The sequence below is a fragment of the Pinirhizobacter sp. genome (assembly GCF_036499745.1).
Classification (GTDB): domain Bacteria; phylum Pseudomonadota; class Gammaproteobacteria; order Xanthomonadales; family Rhodanobacteraceae; genus Pinirhizobacter.
Map to the genome: position 1 here is coordinate 23701 of NZ_DASYDG010000015.1, position 20236 is coordinate 43936.

Genomic DNA, 20236 nt, shown 5'->3' on the forward strand with positions numbered 1-20236 from the left:
AGCGCCGATGCCTGGGAATGCCCGTCCCCGCGACGCGGGCAACGTGGCGCCGCAACCCGTAGGGGTCTGCGACGCGCAAACGGCGATTATCGCACGGAAGGGCCGCCCCACGGGCGGCCCGGCCGGTTCTAAGGCATGGTGATGGGGATGAACTGGGTGGCGTCATCGCGACGCACCAGCAACAGGGCGGTATCGCCCGATTTCAGCCCCCGGGCGGCTTCGGCAAAGGCGGCCACCGTACCCACGCGGGTCTGGTTGACCATCAGCACCACGTCGCCGGCCTGCAATCCAGCCGCCTGGGCCGCCTTGCCGGTGACGCTCTTGATGGCAACGCCCTCGCCTGCGCCGAGTCCGGCATCCTTCCGCTCGCTGGCTGAGAGATTGGTGACTTCCAGCCCAAGTGCCTTGCCGGAAGCTGCGCCCGGCATCTTCCCCGTGCCCGCGCCATCGCTGGCCAGGGCGTCACCATCACGCGGTAGTTCGCCGACAGTAGCCTCGACCGTCTGTTTCCTGCCGTCCCGCAGGATACCGACCTTGGCTACCGTGCCCGGCTTTGTACTGGCCACCAGGGGCGGCAGATCGGAGGCCTGGCCGATGGCCTGGCCATTGAACGACAGGATGATGTCGCCGTAGCGCAGGCCTGCCTTGGCCGCCCCGCTACCGGGGGTGACATTGGCCACGGCCGCGCCCACGCCCGAATCGAGCTTCCATGCCTTGACCATGTCGTCGGTGACTACGCCCACCTGGACGCCCAGCATGCCGCGGGTGACATAGCCTTTCTGCTTGATCTGCTGCACGGCGTCCATGGCCACGTCGATGGGGATCGAGAACGCCACCCCCTGGTAACCGCCGGTGCTGGAATAGATCTGCGAATTGACGCCCACCACCTTGCCGGCGAGGTCGAACAACGGACCGCCGGAATTACCGCGGTTGATCGGCACATCGGTCTGGATGAACGAGGTGTACGGCTGGTCGCGGCTGCCGAGGTTACGGCCCACGGCGCTGACGATGCCCTGGGTCACGGTGTAGTCGAAACCAAACGGCGAGCCGATGGCCAGCACCCACTGGCCAGCCTTGAGTGCGCGCGAATCGCCGATGGCGACCGTCGGCAGGCTGCCCGCGTTTACCTTCAGCAGGGCGATGTCATATTTCGGATCGGCGCCGACCACCTTGGCGTCCAGCGTGCGGCGGTCCTGCAGGCGCACGGTAACGGTGTCGGCGTCTTCCACCACATGGTTGTTGGTGATCACGTAGCCGTCGGCGGAGATGATGAAGCCAGATCCAAGCGACGTGCTTTGCTGCTCTTCCGGTGAGGGCATCATCGGCATGCCGAAGAACCGCCGCAACAACTCCTGCTGGTCGTCGGGCATCTGCTGCGCCATGCGCGGCTTGGTGCGCTGGCTCTTGCCCTTGCCGGTGTACTTCGCTTCAACGTGCACCACGGCCGCGGCGTTCTTTTCGACGATGCCGGTGAAGTCCGGCAGCGACGAGGCCGGCTGCGCGTAAACCGCGCCTGTGGAAAGGCAAAGCGCTGCTGCCAGGAGCCAGCGCCGGGTCATAAAGGTCATCCGATTCCTCCTCAACTTAGGTCTTTCGTATCGGTACCTGCCGCGTTTACCTGGCGACCGGTTGTTTCAATGGTTTGGTTTGGCAAGACGCCAGGGAACCTGGCGCGGCCGGAGCGAACGGGTGTGCAGTCCGCTCCAGCGAAGTGTTCTATTGCGCCTGTGCGCGCTGCTGCCGGGGTACCGCCTGCACGGCGGGCACGACCGGGCTGAGCAGGATCATGTAGCGGGCATCGTTGGCGCTGATGGCGCCATTGAACTGCACCGGCTGCAGGGGTTGAACCTGGTACTGGCTTACTTGCTGCGGGTAGCTGGCCATGGGCGAACCACTGCCGTAGGCCGCCTGCTGGGTAAGGCGCGAGGCAACATTGCCCGACAGCCACTGCGGCGCAGCCGCCGGGCTGCTGCCGACGTCCGCCACGGAGGCATCCGTGGTATTGCCGGTGGCGTGGGTGGCGGCCACCGGGGCCGCGGTATCCGGACGATGGCCGGCTGGCTGGGACACCATCAGTGCGGCAACCGCAACACCCGCGGCAATGGCGCCACCGGCGGACCAGTGCAGCCAGTGCCGGCGGCGCGGGGCCACGGCCATGAGCGGTGCCTGGTCGATCGCGGCCATCACCCGGGCGGCGAATGCGGCTGACGCCAGCTGCGCAGGCGCCTGTCCACGCAGGCCATCGCCGGCAAGATGGAAGCGGTCCCATGCTTCGCGCAGGGCCTGGTCGTGGTCCAGCCGCCGCATCAGGAATCGAAGTTCCTGTGCCGACAACTGACCATCCGCCGCGGCGGAGAGGTTTTCCAGGTTGCTTTCACTCATGATCGGTAGTCCTCGCGGGTATCCAGCACGGGCCGCAGCTTTTCGTCGATTGCTTCTCGGGCACGGAAGATCCGCGACCGTACGGTGCCGATCGGGCACCCCATCTTTTCGGCGATTTCATCGTAGCTGAGGCCGTCGACCTCACGCAGGGTGATCGCCACCCGCAATTCCTCGGGCAAGGCTTGGACAGTGGAAAACACCGTTTGTTCCACCTGTTGGCGCATCAACTCGCGTTCAGGTGTGGCGCTTTCGTGAAGGCGGCTGGCACCGGGGCCATGCACGGCATCGTCCACCGCGATGTCGTCGGTCGGCGGCCGCCGACCCATGGCCACCAGGTGGTTCTTGGCGGTATTGACCGCGATCTTGTACAGCCAGGTGTAGAACGCACTTTCGCCGCGGAACGCCGGCAGCGCCTTCCAGGCGCGGACGAAGGACTCCTGGGCGATGTCCTCGCACTCGGACCAGTCGCGCACATAACGGGAGATGAGCGCGACCAGACGATGCTGGTACTTGCGCACCAGCAAGTCGAACGCACGGCGGTCGCCTGCCTGGACGCGCTCGACCAGTGCCTGGTCAACTTCATTTTCACCCATCGGGGGCCCTCTCCTTCAATGGTTGCCGCGGGGCCTTCGCGGGTGGACGGCTGCGCCTTCGACCACCCGTCCGGCGGCAAGTTCACTCGCGCGCAGGTCCATGGCAGGACGAATCCCCAACAACGCACATGGGGCCGTCGCGGTTGTCATCAAGCATGGTCAACGGGTGACAGGCCGCCGGCAAGTATGCGCGCCCGCTCGTTAAGGAGCTTGTCGAAGGCCAGGTGGGGCAGCGGCCGGCAGAACAGGTAGCCCTGCAGTTCGTCGCAGCCGTTGGCCCGCAGGAAGTCCAGGTGCTGTTCGATTTCCACGCCCTCGGCCACCACGCCTCGCTTGAGGCGGTGGGCCATGTCGATGGTGGCGCGGACAATGGCTTCGTCATCGGGGTCCACGCCGATGTTGCGCACGAAGCTCTGGTCGATCTTGATGCGATCGGCGGGAAGGCGGCGCAGGTAATCCAGCGATGCCGCGCCCGTGCCGAAATCATCGATGGCGATGCGGCAGCCCAGCGCATGCAGCGCATCGAGGCTCTCCACCAGGTTCGGCACGGTCTTCACACTGATGCTCTCGGTAACCTCCAGCTCCAGGTGTTGGGGATTGAAGCCCGTTTCATTGAGGATATCGGCGACCGTTTCCACAAGGTTCGGCTGCATCAGCTGCACGGCGGAGAGATTCACGCCCAGGCGCAAGTCGAAACCGTGGGCTTCCTGCCACGCCCGCGCATGGATGCACGCGGTGCGCAGCACCCAGGCACCGATGGAGACGATCAGTCCGCTGGCCTCGGCCAATGGGATGAAGAACGCCGGGCTGATCGTGCCCAGTTCCGGGTGCTCCCAGCGTACCAGTGCCTCCATGCCGACGATGTCCTCGCTGTCGGCACGCACCTGGGGCTGGTAGTACACGCGCAATTCGTTGTTGCGCTCGGCATGGCGCAGCTTGGATTTGAGCGCCACGTGTTGCTGCTGCATGGTGTCCGGATTGGAGGCGTACACCTGGAAGTTGTTGCGGCCAAGGCTTTTGGCCCCGTACATGGCTTCGTCCGCGTGGCGCAGCAGCATTTCCGAATCCGTCGCATCGTCGGGGAAGAAACTTACGCCGATGGAGGCGGTGATCTGCAGTTCCGAGCCGTCGCCAAGCATCAGCGGTGATTCCATCACCTGGACGATCTTCTCGGCAATGCGCAGCACGTCGTCACGCTTGATGATGTGGCGCAGGATTACCGTGAACTCGTCGCCCGCGTAGCGCGCCACGGTGTCCGACGCACGAACGTTCGATTGCAGTCGGCGCGCCACCGCGCCCAGCACGAGGTCGCCGGTAGCATGACCTAAGGAATCGTTGATCGACTTGAAGCGGTCCAGGTCAACGAACATCACCGCAAAACATTCGCCGGTGCGATGGGCCTCGCGGATGTTGGTATCGAGCCGGTCGTTGAACAACAACCGGTTGGGCAGGCCCGTCACTGCATCGAGCAGGCCCCGTGCGCGTCCCTGCTCGCGGGCGGCGCGAAGTTCCAGGGCGCTGGCGAAGCGGTTGGCCCCGGTGCGCAGGGCCGCCTCCATGGTCGCGGCATCCGGGGCCGGCTCGCGTCGCCCGACCACCAGTGCACCCAGTACCACCCGGCGCTCGTCCATCAGCGGCAGCGCGGCATAGGCACCGAGCCCGAGTACCTGGACGAGGGCGTCGCTACCAAGGCCCCGGACGCTTTCCAGCGCCACCACCGCATCGCCACGCAGGGCCACTTTGAGTAATCCCTGTTGCGCGACCGACGGGCCTTCGACGGGCAGGTCCGGCGCGCAGAAACGAGCCAGTTCCACGGGCTCCTCGTGCTCGGGCTGGAAAGCCCACAGGGACACCACGTCGAGCTCCAGGGTATGGGCCACCGTCGCCACGCCGTCAGCCAGGCCCGCATCGTCACTGGCGCAACCGGCCAGGGCAGCCACCATCGACAATGCGCGTGAAGCGAGGTCGTGGCGGGCCAGGGCTGGCACCACGACAGGGTTGGTGATCGCCGCAGGCGGACTTTCCGGTGTAACGGCAGCCGGGGCGGCGGCGAGTGTCGTTGCGTCGCCAATGCTGCGCGTGGCGCGGGGCAGTAATTCAGCGCGGATGGAAGCACGCCGCAACCAGTCGTTGAATACCGGTGCCAGGAGGCGCGTATCCATGGCCGCGGTATCGTCGACCACGGCGATCAGGGGGGTATCGCGGTAGGCTGGACGCGAACGCAGCGCGTGGGCAAAACCGAGTACGCGGCCCGGGTCGGCCTCCAGCGCCAGCACGACCAGCGCAAGTGGCGGCTCGTCCAGCAACAGCGACTCGGCCTGCGCAACGTCCCGGGCGGCAAGGATCGGGCGGAAGCCCACATGATCGAACGCATCGAACATGTCACGCCGCACGTCGCGCTGCGCGGCAAGGATAAGGACACCGGGAAAATCGGGCATCAGGTGACCCAGCGCCCGTCGCGCAGCCGCAGGCCTGCCGCGCGTTCCCGAGCGGTCATCTGCACCAGCACGTCGTCGAGCGATTCTGCCAGCGAGGGGGCCCCGCCGAGCAAGATCACGCGGCGCACCGGCTGGGCCGGCAAACGAGCCACCTGGCGAAGCAGGTGGGCATCCTGCGCACCCACCAGGGCCGGCGGCGTCACCAGGTAGATGCCAAAGTGCAGGCTTTGCAGGATGTAACGCAGCACGTCGCCCACGCGGGGGCAACCGGGCACCCGTGTGCTGGCCTCGCGCAGGCTTGCCAGGCCGTCCTCCGGGCGCCAGCGGTACATCGATTGCCCGCTGCGCCGCGCCATGGCGGCGAACCGGGCCACCAGGCCCTCGACGTCGTCGACGTCCAGCCAGACAAGCGGCCCCTCCGCCTCGAGCACGCGCTCGAGGATGTCGTTTCCAGCCTGGGCATCAATGGACATATTCGGTGAACCGTACGCTAGCGAACGTTCGTCTCGCAATAGCTCTTGTGCGGAGGTAAGGTGTGCCGACTCATTATCGACCCGGCGCCGTACGATATGTTCGAAGGATTACGCTTTAAACACTGGCACGCCAGCGAAGACGACAACGGCGTGGTATTGCTCGCCCTGGACCGCGAAGGCACAAGCGTCAATGCGCTTTCGCGCGCGGTGCTCGATGAACTGGCCGAAATCGTCGAGCGCCTGGCTATCGACAACCCGCCCGGCGTGGTCATCCATTCGGCCAAGCCTTCCGGCTTCGCCGTGGGTGCCGACATCAAGGAGTTCGTTACCTACGCCGAAGCCGGCACGGTGCAGGAGAACATCGAAAACGGCCAGCGCGTCTACGAGAACCTCGCGCGCCTGCCCTGCCCGACCATCGCCGCCATCCACGGCGCATGCATGGGTGGTGGCACGGAACTGGCGCTGGCCTGCCGCTACCGCATCGTCGCCGACGACGACACCACGAAGATCGGCCTGCCCGAAGTGATGCTGGGCATCTTTCCCGGCTGGGGAGGCAGCGCCCGGTTGCCACGGTTGATCGGTGCGCCCGACGCGCTGCAGGCGATGCTCACCGGCAAGTCCTTCAACCCCAGGCGGGCGAAAGCGGTCGGCCTGGTCGATCGCCTGGCCAAGCCGGATGAACTGCTTGCCGAGGCACGGCACTTCATTCGCCGTCCGACACCACGGCCGTTCGCGCAGCGAGCCCGTGCCTGGGCCACCAATACCTGGCTGGCGCGACAGATCATCGCGCCGATGGTGCGCAAGCAGACAGCCGCCAAGGTGCGCAAGGAACACTACCCTGCGCCCTTCGCCCTGATCGACGCTTGGCAGCGCGGCGGCAGTGACATCAACCAGCGGCTCAAGCTCGAGGCCCGAGGTGTCGCCAAACTGGCGCAGACGCCCACCGCACGCAATCTCATCCGCATCTTCCTGCTGCAGGAGCGCCTGAAGGGATTGGCTGGCAAGGCCGAGCACCGTATCGAACGCGTCCACGTGGTGGGCGCCGGCGTCATGGGCGGTGACATCGCCGCCTGGGCGGCTCTCAAGGGATTCGAGGTCACGCTGCAGGACCGCGAGATGAAGTATGTCGAACCTGCGATCACGCGAGCGCAGGCGCTGTTTGAAAAACGCCTGAAGTCACCGGCGAAAGTCGATGCCGCCATGGCCCGGCTAAAGGCCGACGTCGAAGGGGCGGGAGCCGCGAATGCCGACCTTGCGATCGAAGCGATCTTCGAGAATGCGCAGGCCAAGCAGGCGCTTTACGCCACGATTGAGCCGCAATTCAAGGCAGACGAGCTTCTGGCCACCAACACATCGTCCATCCCGCTGGATGAACTCCGTGGCAAGCTGGCTGCCCCGCAACGCTTCATGGGCCTGCACTTCTTCAACCCCGTAGCGCAGATGCCGCTGGTGGAACTGGTGCGCCACGACGCCCTTGATGCGGCGTCGGAGAAACGCGGCCTCGCCTTCATCAAGGCTCTGGGTAAGCTGCCCGTGCCCGTGAAGGGCACCCCGGGCTTCCTGGTCAACCGCATCCTGATGCCGTACCTGCTCGAGGCCATGCGCCTTTACAACGAAGGCGTGCCCGGCCCCGTGCTCGATCGCGAAGCCAAGCGCTTCGGCATGCCGATGGGTCCGATCGAACTGGCCGACACCGTGGGCCTTGACGTGTGCGCCTCGGTAGGCGCGGAACTGGCCCCGTTCCTCGGGCTTGAACTACCGCAGGGCCTTGAAGGCAAGATCCAGGATGGCAAGCGCGGCAAGAAGGATGGCCAGGGCCTGTACGCCTGGGTTGATGGCAAGCCCCAGAAGCCGCCGGTGGACGAGAACTACACGACGCCGCCCGACCTCATTGACCGCATGATCCTGCCGATGGTGAACGAAGCGGTGGCCTGCCTGCACGAGCGTGTGGTGGACGATGCAGACCTCCTCGATGCCGGCGTGATCTTCGGTACCGGCTTCGCCCCGTTCCGTGGCGGCCCGATCGAATACGCCCGTAGCGAGGGCGTGGCCAAGGTGCGTGAGCGCCTGCAGAAGCTCGCCCAGCGTTACGGCGAACGCTTCATGCCCAAGGCTGGCTGGGACGAACTGGGTTGAAACCGGCGCCGCCTCGGTGGCGGCGCCGATCAATCACCACATGAGATCGTCCGGCACGCCGTCGTCGGCCTCGACGTACTCACCGGGCCTGACCAGCAACGCCACGAGCCCGGGTGCGAGTGCCGCGACTTCATCGATGATCGCGCGCGGCAACAGCACATAGCGGCCGCCATGCTGCACCACGCCCAACTCGCCAGCGTTCAACGCCACCAGTTGACCGGCATCGACATAAATGCGGCGGATCTTTTCGCCATAGGTGAAGTGGCGCACCTGGTCGGCATCGGGCTTGTTCAGCGCCTTGCCTTCCAACAGCGACTGCAGCTTGCGCTTGCGCTCCTTGCGCAACCGCGCCTGCTCGGCGGCCTCCGTCTCGGCCTTGCGGCGCTCGGTGGCTTCCGCCTGCGCGCGGATGGCGTAAGCCCTGGCCAGGTCCATTTCACTCGAAGACGGTAGACGTGCGCCCTCCGGCCGGCTGCCCTGCCCGCGGTTGCCTTGCCCACGATTGCCCTGGCCACGGTTGACCTGGCCGCCTTTGGCGTTGCCGCTCGCGTCCGGCCTGCCCTTGCCGGCGTTCGCGCCAGCTGGCCGCGGCTTGCGCGGTGCCTGCGCCTGCTGCTGGCGCTTTTCCTCGTGGACCTGTTTGACGATGCCGCTCTTGAGCAGCTGGTCGCGCAGTGATTCAGCCATGGAACACTCGTCTAGTAATGCGGGGGCGGCGGCTCACTGTGCGGATCGGAGGGTGCCGATGACCGCACTGAAGCCAGTTCAGCACGAAGTTCGCGCACAGCGCGCTCGAGGGCGGCCAGGCGCTGGGATTGCTCAATGTCCGCGCTGGCCAGGCCCTGTACTGCCTCGTCGACGAACGACAGGCGTACTTCCAGCTCGTCCAGGCGCGGTTCGTGATTCATGGCGAGGTCCGCAGGCTACGTCCGCGGCCGATACCATAGTAGGCAAGCCCTGCGTCTTCGACGGCGGTGGGTTCGTAAAGATTGCGGCCATCGAACACCACCTGCGCGGACAATGCATCACGCATACGGCTGAAGTCCGGCGCACGGAAGGCTTTCCATTCGGTGACGATGGCCAGTGCATCGGCACCCTGTAGCGCGTCGTACATGCCATTGCACAGCGTCAGGTCGTCACGCTCGCCGTAGATGCGTGCGGTTTCACCGCGCGCCTCCGGATCGTAGGCGCGCACCTTGGCACCTGCCTTCCACAAGGCCTCGATCAGCGTGCGGCTGGGCGCTTCGCGCATGTCATCGGTGTTGGGCTTGAACGCCAGGCCCCAAATGCCGATGGTGCGGCCCGCGAGCTTGCCGTCGAAATGCTGGTGGATCAGTTCGAACAGGCGCGACTTCTGCCGTGCATTGACGCTTTCCACCGCGCCGAGGAGTTCAGCGGTGTAGCCGTGTTCCTTCGCCGTGCGTTCGAGCGCCTGGACATCCTTGGGAAAACACGAACCACCATAGCCGGTACCGGGATAGATGAAGTGGTAACCGATGCGTGGATCCGAACCGATGCCCTCGCGCACGCGCTCGATGTCGGCGCCCACGCGTTCGGCGACATTGGCCAGCTCGTTCATGAAGCTGATCTTCGTGGCCAGCATGGCGTTGGCCGCATACTTGGTGAGTTCGGCCGAACGCGCATCCATCACCACCAGGCGGTCGTGGTTGCGGTTGAAAGGCTTGTACAGCTTGCGCATGGCGTTGATGGCGCGCTCGCTTGAGCTGCCAATGACGATGCGGTCGGGCTTCATGCAGTCTTCGACCGCATCGCCCTCCTTGAGGAATTCCGGGTTTGAAACCACGTCGAAGTCGACCGAGGCGCCACGCGCGGCAAGCGAGGATGTAATGGCTTCGCGCACGCGGTCGGCCGTGCCTACGGGCACCGTGGATTTATCCACCACCACCGCGTAACGGCCCAGGTTCTCGCCAATGGTCCGGGCCACGGCCAGCACGTAACGGAGGTCGGCGCTGCCGTCTTCGTCCGGCGGCGTACCCACGGCGATGAAGATGAGGTCGCCGTGCGCCACGGCGCTGACGGCATCGGTGGTGAAGTCCAGGCGACCGCCGGCATGGTTGCGCAACACCATGGGTTCCAGGCCCGGCTCGTAAATCGGGATGCGGCCGTTCTTCAGGCCTTCGATCTTGGCTTTGTCCACGTCAACGCAGACGACGTCGTTGCCCATTTCCGCAAGACAGGTGCCCGTGACCAAACCGACGTAACCGGTACCAAAGATGGTGACTTTCATCGTGGGAGCAAACCGCTGGTGGGGAATGGACGATTGTAAAAGAAACGGGGCGCGGAATAATCCGCGCCCCGTCACGCATCGCTTTCCCTAAAGGAATGCGATCAGCCACCACCAGCCGGCTTGGCAGCGCCACCCGGACCGCCCGGGCCACCAGCCGGCGTCGGGCCGGTCTTGACCAGTTCGACGTCGAAGATGATCGTGGCGTTCGGCGGGAAGCCGTTTTCAGGCTGCGCGCCATAGGCGATGGTGGACGGGATGAACAGCTTGTACTGGCCACCCACCTGCATCAGCTGCAGGCCCTCGCGGAAGCCCGGGATCACCGCGGCAAGCGGGATCTGGGTAGGACCGGCCTGCTTGTGGTCGGCCGAGGAGTCGAACTTCTCGCCGTTGACGAAGGTACCGGTGTAGTTGATCGAGACGGTATCGGTCGGACCCGGGCGAGCGCCCGTGCCGGCCTTGACCACCTGGTACTGCAGGCCCGATGCCGTGACCTTCACGCCAGCGGCGCTCTTGTTCTTGGCAAGGAAGGCTTCACCTTCGCTCTTGTTCTTGGCGGCGACCTGGTTGTACTCGACCTCGGCCTTGGCCTTGAGGTTGGCCACGAACGCGTCACGGACCGTCTTGGCTTCCGCTTCGGTCATGGTCGGCTTCTGGCCGGAGAGCGCGGACTGCACGGCGCGGGCAACGGTGGCAGGATCGATTTCATTACGGACCAGCGGCGGAAGCTGGCTGGCCATGTCCCAACCTACGACATAGCTGGCCTTGGTCTTGTCCACGGCAGCCGGGGCCGCGGCAGGAGCGGCGGTCTTGCCCTTGGCAGCCTGGGCATGTGCGCCCGCGGTCATGCCAAGCGCAACAGCCAGCGCGGCGGCCGTCATCGTGGGGCGCAAAAAGTGCTTCATCGAGAACTCCCTCATAACGTGGAAAGCCGGCACGGGCCGGTAGTGCCTCCCCTATGGAGGCAGAAACGCCATTGTGCGGGGCTTGGACGGCCTTGGCAACGGCGCGCACGATGGACACCGTAAGGATGGAAAGGTTCAGCCCGTAGGCTTATCAAACCCGCAGGAAAACGCCCCTTTCGCCGTATCTACCGCAAAAGTATCCTGTAGGAGCTCGTAGTCCAAGGACTTTTTCCCGTCTCAGGGATCGTCTGCCGGGGGTGGGGGCTTGTCCAGGGTATCCCGGATCGCTGCCTGCAACCGTGCGTGAACCTGAACGAGCAGTCGCCAAAAAAGCCACGTAAGCAGGGCCACGATCACCACGATCACCAGGGCGACCTCGCGCGGCGGAAGGATGGTCGAGGCCAGCACTGCCACCAGCACGCCCTGCGCCAGCATGACGCCCAACGGCGCCAGACGGGCCAGCGTGGCGCGCACAGCCACGTTGCGCGAGCCTCCCACATGCTGCGGCACGCCAAGCTCGGCCAGCAACATGCCCAGGGCCTCGGCCTTGCGGTAAGCGGCCACGATCATCGGCAACGACACCAGCGCCGCCAGCGACCACATCACGCTGCGGCGAGTGTCGGCATCGGCCAGCCAATCACGCAGGAAACCACGCCGGTGAAGGAAAGCCATGGCAATGAATACCGACACCACCAGCAAGGTATTGATCACCACGTGCCAGACCAGCCGGCGCACCATCTTCATCACGATGGCCCGTTGTCCGCCGGCCGCACCTACGCCATTGACCCAACCGGTATAGGTGGACATTACCGCCATCACCCGGCGCGGGGCGGATCGGGCCAATACTCCGGCCAGCGGTTCGGACAGGCGGATCAGGTAGGGGGTAAGGAACGTGGTAAGCGCCGATACCGCCACGGCCACGGGATAGAGGAAATCGCTCGTTACCTTGAGGGTAAGGCCGAGCGATGCGATCACGAACGAGAACTCCCCGATCTGCGCAAGGCCCATGCCCACGCGCAGTGAGGTGCGCCCGCCGTTACCGCCGACGAAGGCGCCGAAACTGCAGGTGATCACCTTCCCCAGCACCACCACCACCGTCAACACCCCGATGGGCAAGGCGTATTTCAGCAATAACGAGGGGTCGATCAACATGCCGATGGCGACGAAGAACAATGCGCTGAACATGTCGCGCACCGGCATAACGATGCGCTCGATGCGTGCCACGCTGCGCGATTCGGCCACCAGGGCGCCCACCATGAAGGCCCCCAGGGCCACGCTGTAGCCCATCTCGCTGGCCAGCAGGCAGAAACCGAAACAGATGCCCAGCACCGCCACCAGCAGGACATCGTTGCGGCTCACCCTCGCGATGTAATCCACCACCCGCGGCACCAACAGCAGGCCCACCACCAACGACACCACCAGGAACAGGGTGAGTTTGCCGATCGCGCCGAAAGCCTGGCCTGGCTCCAGATTCCCCGTGTTGGCGATACCCGAAAGGATTGCCATCAGCACCACGGCCAGGACGTCCTCGACGATGAGGATGCCGAACATCAACTGGACGAACCGCTCACGCTTGAAATTCTGCTCTTCGAGCGCCTTCATGATGATGGTGGTGGAGGAAATGGACAGCATGGCGCCCAGGAACAACGAGTCCATCGCCCGCCAGCCAAAGAGCCGGCCGATCTCGTAGCCCAGCCATACCATCAGCGCGATCTCCGCTGCCGCTGCGACCAGTGCCGCGGCTCCCACCTTGCGCAGCTTGCGCAGGCTGAATTCCAGGCCCAGGGCAAACATCAGCAGGATCATGCCGAGCTCGGCCAGGGTCCGGATGGTGTTCTCATCGTGGATGAAGATCACCGGAAGCGTGTACGGCCCGATCACCACGCCGGCGATGATGTAACCGAGCACCACGGGCTGTCGCAGGCGCTGGAAGATCACCGTGGTGAGCCCGGCGACCAACATCACCGTGGCGATATCCTGGATGAATTGAAGGGCGTGCATGGGCACAGCCTAACCGGTGGAAAAATTTTGTTTACAAAAGCTTGACGGAAACCGGACCCGGCCCTATTCTTTGCGGCTTCCAGCGGCGGGGCCATAGCTCAGCTGGGAGAGCGCCTGCATGGCATGCAGGAGGTCGGCGGTTCGATCCCGCCTGGCTCCACCAACTCTATACGTCCCCATCGTCTAGAGGCCTAGGACACAACCCTTTCACGGTTGCGACCGGGGTTCGAATCCCCGTGGGGACGCCACTTTCCAGGGCACCGGAAGTGGGTATAAGTTGGATGTTCGCTGGAAGCAAGGCAACAAATGCGGAGCGGTAGTTCAGTCGGTTAGAATGCTGGCCTGTCACGCCGGAGGTCGCGGGTTCGAGTCCCGTCCGCTCCGCCACTGTTGTACTAAAGGACCCGCCTACGGCGGGTTTTTTATTGCCTGCTCAAGGTGCTTGACCGCCATCCCGAACTCCTTGGTGAGGTTCGCGCCTTCTAGCTCGAACGGGCGCTGTCAGGCCTCGGCGTCCTCGTCGGGCACCCGCTCCAGGGTGCCGATGGAATGACCTTGCTCGGCCAGATATTCCAGCCAACGGGTAAGGAACCCATTCATCGACAGACGGTGCTGCAACACGGTGTGCGCCGGCGGGAACGGGCCCAGCACCTGCCAGAGGTGGCGGCCGGGGTGGCAATGCAGCGCCTCGGCGACATGGGCATCGGTATACATGCGCAACTGCGCCGACGGCGATGGCTGGCCGGTTTCGGCGTCGACAAAGGCGTAGGTAAGTTCCAGTTCAACCGTGTACGGGTGTTTTTCCTGGATCTTCAGGCGCACGTCCAGGCCATCGTCCACGCTCGACACGTATTCCCCCGCCGCCAGCTTATGGGGGGCGAACAGCCGCACCAGCCGATGGTAATTCTCGGCATACAGGCCCATCAGGTACTCGAAGCGACCTGGCAGGAGAGATTCGGGGCGGTCGAGGACGGCGCTCATGGAAGGCTGGGATTCTCCTAATACATGTGTCGTTCGATACCCAGATGCTCGAAGATCTTGCTGGAGATCTCCTCGATCGAAGTATGCGTGGTGTTAAGCACGGGGATGTTCTCCCGCCTCATTAATTTATCCGCTTGCGCAAGCTCCCACTGGCACTGCTTGAGGGTGGCGTACTTGCTGCCCGGTCGGCGCTGCTCGCGAATCTGCGCCAGGCGCATCGGGTCGATGGTGAGGCCGAACAGGCGGCTGCGGTAGGGCTTCAGCCGCGAAGGCAGCTCCAGCTTGTCCAGGTCGTCGTCGGTGAGGGGATAATTGGCGGCGCACACACCGTAATGCAAGGCCATGTACAGGCAGGTGGGGGTTTTTCCCGAACGGGACACGCCCACCAGCACCACGTCCGATTCGTTGTAATTGACGTCCAGCCCGTCGTCGTGGGCCAGGGCATAGTTGGTGGCGTTGATGCGCGCCTCGTAGCGGTCGAAATCCACCAGGCCATGCGAGCGATTCACGGCGCCCGACCGCTTGGCCCCCAGTTCGTCCTCCAGCGGCTCCATGAAGGGCGCGAACACGTCCATCATCAGCGCCCCGCTCTCGGCCACGATGTCGCAAAGCCGGCGATCGGCCATGGTATTGACCACGATCGGCCGCTGCCCTTCCTGGGCGTACTTCGTCTTGATCCGCAGGGCCGCCGCTTCCGCCTTGCCGGCGTCGTCGACGAACGGCAGGCGATGGGTATCGAATTGCACCCCCTCGAACTGGGCCAGGATGCTGTTCCCGATGGTCTCGGCGGTAATGCCGGTGGAATCGGAAATGAAGAAGACAGTTCGGCGCATGGCGGTGTTTGGCGTCCTTCAGGCGGCTTTGGCTGCACCATAGCGCAGCCACTGGCGCTCGGCGACACCTCCGGCAAACCCGGACGTAAGCGTTTACGTGAACGCTGTCTTCGGCGCATCCTTGTCTCATGGGGCCACAGCCACCCACAATAGCGAGCTAACCAGCGGCGCTTGTGCGCCCCACCGTCTCCAAAACTCGAGGATGTTCCGTTGAGCGATCTGGTGCTTTGGCTCGATGCCCTGCGCATGAGCGACCTGGGCAAGGTGGGCGGAAAAAATGCCTCCCTTGGGGAAATGATCGGCAACCTGTCGAAGCTGGGAGTCTCCGTGCCCGGCGGCTTCGCGACCACGGCGGACGCCTTCCAGGCTTACCTGGAAAAAAGCGGCCTGGCACGCCGCATCCAGGACCGCCTGGAACACCTGGACGTCGACAACGTCGACGAACTGGTCAAGGGCGGCAAGGAGATCCGCGGCTGGATCGTCGATACCGCCCTGCCCGCTGACCTCGAACAGGCCGTCCGCGACGCCTATATCAAGCTGTGCAACGACGCCGGTGCCAGCGACATAGCCGTGGCCGTGCGTTCATCGGCTACCGCCGAAGACCTTCCGGACGCTTCCTTCGCCGGCCAGCAGGAAACCTTCCTGAACGTGGTGGGCATCGACGACGTGCTGCACAAGGTGAAGGAAGTCTTCGCCTCGCTGTACAACGACCGTGCCATCGCCTATCGCGTACACCAGGGCTTCAAGCACGAGGACGTCTTCCTTTCCGCCGGCGTACAGCTGATGGTCCGCTCGGATGTGGGCGCCTCGGGCGTGCTGTTCACCCTGGACACTGAATCCGGTTTCCGCGACGTGGTGTTCGTCACCGGCAGCTACGGCCTGGGCGAGATGGTCGTGCAGGGCGCGGTGAACCCCGACGAGTTCTACGTATTCAAGCCCACATTGAACCAGGGCAAGCCCGCGGTGCTCCGCCGCAACCTCGGCGCCAAGCAGCAGCGCATGGTTTATTCGGACAAACCCGGCGAGCGCGTGCGCATCGAGGAAACCCCGGCGGCCGACCGCAACCGCTTCTGCATCACCGATGAAGACGTCCAGGAGCTCTCCCGCCAGGCGCTCACCATCGAAAAGCACTACCAGCGCCCGATGGACATCGAATGGGCGAAGGACGGCAATACCGGCAAGCTGTATATCGTGCAGGCACGCCCGGAAACGGTGAAGTCGCGTTCGCACGCCACCACCCTGGAACGCTTTCATCTGGGTGAACGCGGCAAGGTATTGGTGGAAGGCCGCGCCATCGGCCAGAAGATCGGCGCCGGCAAGGCCCGCGTGATCCGCTCGCTCAGCGACATGAACAAGGTGCAGCCGGGCGACGTACTCGTCGCCGACATGACCGATCCCGACTGGGAGCCGGTGATGAAGCGCGCCGCCGCCATCGTCACCAACCGTGGCGGCCGCACCTGCCACGCGGCGATCATCGCCCGCGAGCTGGGCGTGCCGGCCGTGGTCGGTTGCGGCAACGCGCTCGACCTCATCCCCGACGGCGCGGAAGTCACCGTGTCGTGCGCTGAAGGCGACACCGGCAGCATTTACGAGGGCATCTTGAAGTTCGAGAAGATCTCCGCCGACCTCGGCGCGATGCCCGAGGCTCCGCTGAAGATCATGATGAACGTGGCCAACCCCGAGCGAGCTTTCGACTTCGGCATGCTGCCGAACGCCGGTATCGGCCTTGCGCGCCTTGAGATGATCATCGCCAGCCACATCGGCGTGCATCCGAAAGCCCTTCTGGAGTATGCAAAGCAAGACAAAGACATCAAGGCCAAAATCGACGAGCGCATCGCCGGGTACAAGGATCCGGTCAGCTTCTACGTCGACCGCCTGGCCGAAGGCATCTCCACCATCGCAGCCTCGGTGTATCCCAAGCCCGTGATCACCCGCTTGTCGGATTTCAAATCCAACGAGTACGCGGGCCTGCTCGGTGGCGCACGCTACGAGCCGCACGAAGAGAATCCGATGATCGGCTACCGCGGCGCCAGCCGCTATGTCGACGAAGGCTTCGCCGCGTCCTTCGCCCTGGAATGCCAGGCCGTGAAGTACGTGCGCGAAACCATGGGCCTGGACAACGTCTGGGTGATGATTCCCTTTGTGCGCACGCTTGACGAAGGCCGCAAGGTGATCGAGGTGCTGCGCAAGAACGGCCTGGTGCAGGGCGAACACGGTCTGAAGGTGATCATGATGTGTGAGGTACCGTCCAACGCACTGTTGGCCGATGAATTCCTCGATATCTTCGACGGCTTCTCGATCGGCTCTAACGACCTGACCCAGCTCACCCTGGGGCTGGATCGCGATTCGAACATCGTGGCCAACCTCTTCGACGAACGGGACCCTGCGGTGAAGAAACTGCTGGCCATGGCGATAAGTACCGCCAAGGCCAAGGGCAAGTACATCGGCATCTGCGGCCAGGGCCCGTCCGATCACCCGGACCTTGCCGAGTGGCTGATGGACCAGGGCATCGAGAGCGTGTCGCTGAACCCGGACACCGTGGTCGATACCTGGCTGCGGCTGGCGAAGAAGAAAGCTGGCTGATGGAGCGCCCCCGCGCACCATGCGCGGGGGCTTGACAGGCACTTGGCGTTCAGACGCCGAGCCTGGCTACCCGGTCGCCAGCACGATGTCGAAGGTCGCATCCAGCGAGGATGCATCCTTGAAGGAAGGGATGAGTTCCACTGTGCAGCTTGCCTGTTCCTCCGCCGTCAATGCCTGGTAGATCAGGTCCGTCTCGTTGAGCGGCTCATTGGCGAAATAAAGCTGTGTCACCAGGCGATCTACCTTGCCACGAACGTCGAAATGGATGTGCGGCGTGCGCGTCCACGTCGGCGAGGCGGGATAAGCTCCAGGCTTGATCGTCTTGAAGGCAAAACGCCCCAGCACGTCGGTCCTGACCTGGCTATAACCCTGGAAAGCGGGATCGGTGGGGACGCTGGTATTGGTATCGCTCTTGTGGTCGTAACGGCCATGTGTGTTGGCCTGCCATATTTCCACCAATGCTCCACGTACGGGCTTACCCTTTGCATCGAGCACCCGACCGGAAAGATTGATCACCTGGCCGGCCGCGCGTCCACGGCGGCCTCGCACGAAGGTCAGGTCGGCATCCTCGTCAAGTGGCCGCGCTACTGGATAGAACGGCCCCATGGTCTGTGCAGCAGTAGGTGAGGTGGCAGCGGCGGCGCCGGCGATGAGGGAACCGCCAGCGGCGACCGAATAGCGCAACAGGTCGCGTCGGGTAATGGCTCGGGAAGACATGCATGAATCCTTCATGGAATTTGCTGCCCAATGCAGCAAATTCCATGACACCATCAAGCCAACAGCGCCGATGAACGCACTGGACGTTATCGCACGTCAGCGTCCGTCGCTATGCACGAAGTCCCGCCCGATCAGGGCATCGGAAATGCCTTTCCAAGGAATTGCAACACGGCGCTCCAGTTTGCCTCGGCACCGGCCTGGTTGCGTCCGGGAAGCAGGGTGGACGAACCATGCACGCCGCCCGCCCTTGGGATGTATTGCACCTTCGTGGCCGATGGCGATGCCGCCAGGATGTCACGGGCGGCATTTATTTCATCGGGTGTGTTGGCGGATGTCACGAATACCGGCACGGTGACCTTCTTCGCAGCGTTGCGGATCAAGGTCTTGTCGTCGAAGTACTCGCCTGGCGAGAACGCCAGCACGGCCTTCACCAGGTCCGGATGCTCGGCGGCCACGACGAATACCAGTGACGAGGAATAACTGCTGCCCCAGATCGCGATGGGCAGCTTCTGTATCACACCCCAGGCCAGCGCGGCTTCGAGGTCAGGCTTCGCTTCCAGGTAATCGGCGGACTTGGACAACGCTGCCACCGTTTCATTGGTGCCGAAGAGTGTTCCGCCGGAACGCTGGTCGATGGCCATCGCGCTATAGCCGGCTGACACCAGCCGCGGCGCGATGGCGGCGTATTCGCCCTTGCCTGAGCCGGCCTGGTGGAAGAGCAGGATCAGGGCCTTGGGATGCGGCGCCTTGTAGTACACGCCGTGGATCACCACACCATCGGCGGCCTTCAAGGTGATGGGTTCGACGTCGTCAGCGAGGGTGGGCGCGGCGACGGCGATGCACAGGCACGCCGCAGTCATTATCCGGGTCAGGTAACGCATGGCATGAACTCCTGCTTGTCGGTCGTGGGATGCTCCTTATACCCCGGCTACCCTCCTGTCCCCAAGGTCTGCTGACGTTCGCTGTCAGCAGACCTCGCAAGAAGTGCTGCTACAAGGGGTAGTAATGGTTAAAGTGCGATCGATGACCCCCTCCCGCTCCCTCCCCTTCCTTCCCGCCGCCGCCGTACTCGGCTCGGTCACGTCGCTTAGCATCGGCACGTCATTGGCGAAGAAGCTTTTCCCGCTGGTGGGGGCGGAGGGCACATCGGCCCTGCGCGTGGGATTCTCCGCCATCGTGTTGCTGCTGTTCTGGCGCCCATGGCGCTGGCCGCTCAGCCGGCGCGATGCCGGCTTCATCATCCGTTACGGCCTCACCCTGGGGGTGATGAACCTGCTGTTCTACATGGCGCTGCGCACGATCCCGTTTGGTATCGCGGTGGCCATCGAGTTCAGCGGACCGCTGGCGGTGGCGATGTTCGCGTCACGGCGACCGATCGATTTCCTCTGGCTCACCTTCGCCATCATCGGTCTGGGCATGTTGCTGCCCCTGGGACACGGCGCCACGCTTGACTCCACTGGCGTGATGTTCGCCTTCGGTGCAGCGGTGTGCTGGGCACTTTACATGCTGTTCGGCAAGCAGGCCGGCCACCTGCACGCGGGGCATTCGGTATCGCTGGGACTGGTCGCGGCAAGTCTGGTGGTCGTACCTTACGGAGTGGTCCACGCAGGCGCGGCCTTGCTGGACTGGAAAATTCTCGCCGCGGGGCTTGGCGTGGCCATCATCTCCAGCGCCATCCCGATGTCCCTGGAAATGATGGCGCTCAAGCGCCTGCCCAGCGAGACATTCGGCATCATGGTGAGCCTGGAACCGGCCGTGGCTTCCCTGTTGGCCATGTTGTTGCTGGGTGAAATGCTACACGCCTCGCAGTGGCTGGCGATCGGCTGCATCGTGATGGCATCGATCGGCAGCACGATCACGGCCAGGCGGATCATGCCGCAAGCGGTCGAGGTGGCGGGATAACCATCCCGGCACCCCTCCTACATAACGTCAAACCACCCTGACCCCTT

Annotated in this window: 17 protein-coding genes and 3 tRNA genes; 6 read left to right on the forward strand and 14 right to left on the reverse strand. The window is 64.3% G+C overall.

What is annotated here, in order from left to right; all coding sequences use genetic code 11:
- Positions 1–128: 128 nt before the first annotated feature.
- The 5 genes from VGM61_RS05190 to VGM61_RS05210 all read right to left on the reverse strand — a co-directional run bounded on the left by VGM61_RS05190 (position 129) and on the right by VGM61_RS05210 (position 5886).
- Entirely contained in the window at positions 129–1568 is a 1440-nt protein-coding gene (locus VGM61_RS05190; RefSeq protein WP_331521669.1) for a Do family serine endopeptidase, read from the reverse strand.
- Between the two features lie 148 nt (positions 1569–1716).
- A complete protein-coding gene (locus tag VGM61_RS05195) occupies positions 1717–2382 on the reverse strand; it encodes a sigma-E factor negative regulatory protein (protein ID WP_331521670.1) in 666 nt (221 codons plus the stop codon).
- The gene (gene rpoE, locus VGM61_RS05200) at positions 2379–2975 is read right to left on the reverse strand and encodes an RNA polymerase sigma factor RpoE (RefSeq protein WP_331521671.1); all 597 of its coding nucleotides are present in this window, start codon (positions 2973–2975) and stop codon (positions 2379–2381) included. Before rpoE ends, VGM61_RS05195 begins: the two co-directional genes overlap by 4 nt.
- 149 nt (positions 2976–3124) lie before the next feature.
- Positions 3125–5413, reverse strand: a complete 2289-nt coding sequence (locus VGM61_RS05205) for a bifunctional diguanylate cyclase/phosphodiesterase (protein WP_331521672.1) — start codon at positions 5411–5413, stop codon at positions 3125–3127.
- Positions 5413–5886 (reverse strand): hypothetical protein, encoded by a 474-nt coding sequence (locus tag VGM61_RS05210; RefSeq protein WP_331521673.1) that lies wholly within the window; start codon positions 5884–5886, stop codon positions 5413–5415. The genes VGM61_RS05205 and VGM61_RS05210 overlap by 1 nt, the downstream gene beginning before the upstream one ends.
- A gap of 96 nt (positions 5887–5982) precedes the next feature.
- Between VGM61_RS05210 and VGM61_RS05215 the strand changes: the two genes are divergently transcribed.
- Positions 5983–8022, forward strand: a complete 2040-nt coding sequence (locus VGM61_RS05215) for a 3-hydroxyacyl-CoA dehydrogenase NAD-binding domain-containing protein (RefSeq protein WP_331521674.1) — start codon at positions 5983–5985, stop codon at positions 8020–8022.
- 33 nt (positions 8023–8055) lie between these two features.
- Here VGM61_RS05215 and VGM61_RS05220 read toward each other — a convergent pair whose 3' ends face one another.
- The 5 genes from VGM61_RS05220 to VGM61_RS05240 form a co-directional block, all read right to left on the reverse strand.
- Entirely contained in the window at positions 8056–8709 is a 654-nt protein-coding gene (locus VGM61_RS05220; RefSeq protein WP_331521675.1) for a DUF2058 domain-containing protein, read from the reverse strand.
- A gap of 11 nt (positions 8710–8720) precedes the next feature.
- Positions 8721–8930, reverse strand: a complete 210-nt coding sequence (locus VGM61_RS05225) for a SlyX family protein (protein WP_331521676.1) — start codon at positions 8928–8930, stop codon at positions 8721–8723.
- Entirely contained in the window at positions 8927–10270 is a 1344-nt protein-coding gene (locus VGM61_RS05230; RefSeq protein ID WP_331521677.1) for a UDP-glucose/GDP-mannose dehydrogenase family protein, read from the reverse strand. Before VGM61_RS05230 ends, VGM61_RS05225 begins: the two co-directional genes overlap by 4 nt.
- A gap of 101 nt (positions 10271–10371) precedes the next feature.
- Positions 10372–11172, reverse strand: coding sequence for an FKBP-type peptidyl-prolyl cis-trans isomerase (locus VGM61_RS05235; RefSeq protein WP_331521678.1), 801 nt, complete (start codon positions 11170–11172; stop codon positions 10372–10374).
- Between the two features lie 237 nt (positions 11173–11409).
- Complete coding sequence (locus tag VGM61_RS05240; protein WP_331521679.1) at positions 11410–13173, reverse strand: cation:proton antiporter; 1764 nt, start codon at positions 13171–13173, stop codon at positions 11410–11412.
- A gap of 87 nt (positions 13174–13260) precedes the next feature.
- On the opposite strand from VGM61_RS05240, the gene VGM61_RS05245 reads away from it, so the two are divergent.
- The 3 genes from VGM61_RS05245 (at position 13261) to VGM61_RS05255 (ending at position 13560) form a co-directional block, all read left to right on the forward strand.
- A tRNA-Ala gene (locus VGM61_RS05245) sits at positions 13261–13336 on the forward strand.
- Positions 13337–13345: 9 nt separating this feature from the next.
- Positions 13346–13421 (forward strand) — tRNA-Glu (locus VGM61_RS05250).
- Positions 13422–13483: 62 nt separating this feature from the next.
- Positions 13484–13560 (forward strand) — tRNA-Asp (locus VGM61_RS05255).
- 114 nt (positions 13561–13674) lie between these two features.
- Here VGM61_RS05255 and VGM61_RS05260 read toward each other — a convergent pair.
- Together VGM61_RS05260 and ppsR are read right to left on the reverse strand one after the other, a co-directional pair.
- Positions 13675–14154, reverse strand: coding sequence for a DUF1249 domain-containing protein (locus VGM61_RS05260; RefSeq protein ID WP_331521680.1), 480 nt, complete (start codon positions 14152–14154; stop codon positions 13675–13677).
- A gap of 17 nt (positions 14155–14171) precedes the next feature.
- A complete protein-coding gene (gene ppsR, locus VGM61_RS05265) occupies positions 14172–14987 on the reverse strand; it encodes a posphoenolpyruvate synthetase regulatory kinase/phosphorylase PpsR (protein WP_331521681.1) in 816 nt (271 codons plus the stop codon).
- A gap of 210 nt (positions 14988–15197) precedes the next feature.
- On the opposite strand from ppsR, the gene ppsA reads away from it, so the two are divergent.
- Entirely contained in the window at positions 15198–17570 is a 2373-nt protein-coding gene (gene ppsA / locus VGM61_RS05270; protein ID WP_331521682.1) for a phosphoenolpyruvate synthase, read from the forward strand.
- A gap of 66 nt (positions 17571–17636) precedes the next feature.
- Here the strand turns inward: ppsA and VGM61_RS05275 are convergent, their stop codons facing one another.
- Positions 17637–18287, reverse strand: coding sequence for a protocatechuate 3,4-dioxygenase (locus VGM61_RS05275; RefSeq protein WP_331521683.1), 651 nt, complete (start codon positions 18285–18287; stop codon positions 17637–17639).
- A 131-nt stretch (positions 18288–18418) separates the two neighbouring features.
- On the reverse strand, positions 18419–19168 hold the full coding sequence (locus VGM61_RS05280; protein ID WP_331521684.1) for a dienelactone hydrolase family protein: 750 nt from the start codon (positions 19166–19168) through the stop codon (positions 18419–18421).
- A gap of 142 nt (positions 19169–19310) precedes the next feature.
- On the opposite strand from VGM61_RS05280, the gene VGM61_RS05285 reads away from it, so the two are divergent.
- A complete protein-coding gene (locus tag VGM61_RS05285; protein WP_331521685.1) occupies positions 19311–20189 on the forward strand; it encodes an EamA family transporter in 879 nt (292 codons plus the stop codon).
- Positions 20190–20236 lie beyond the last annotated feature (47 nt).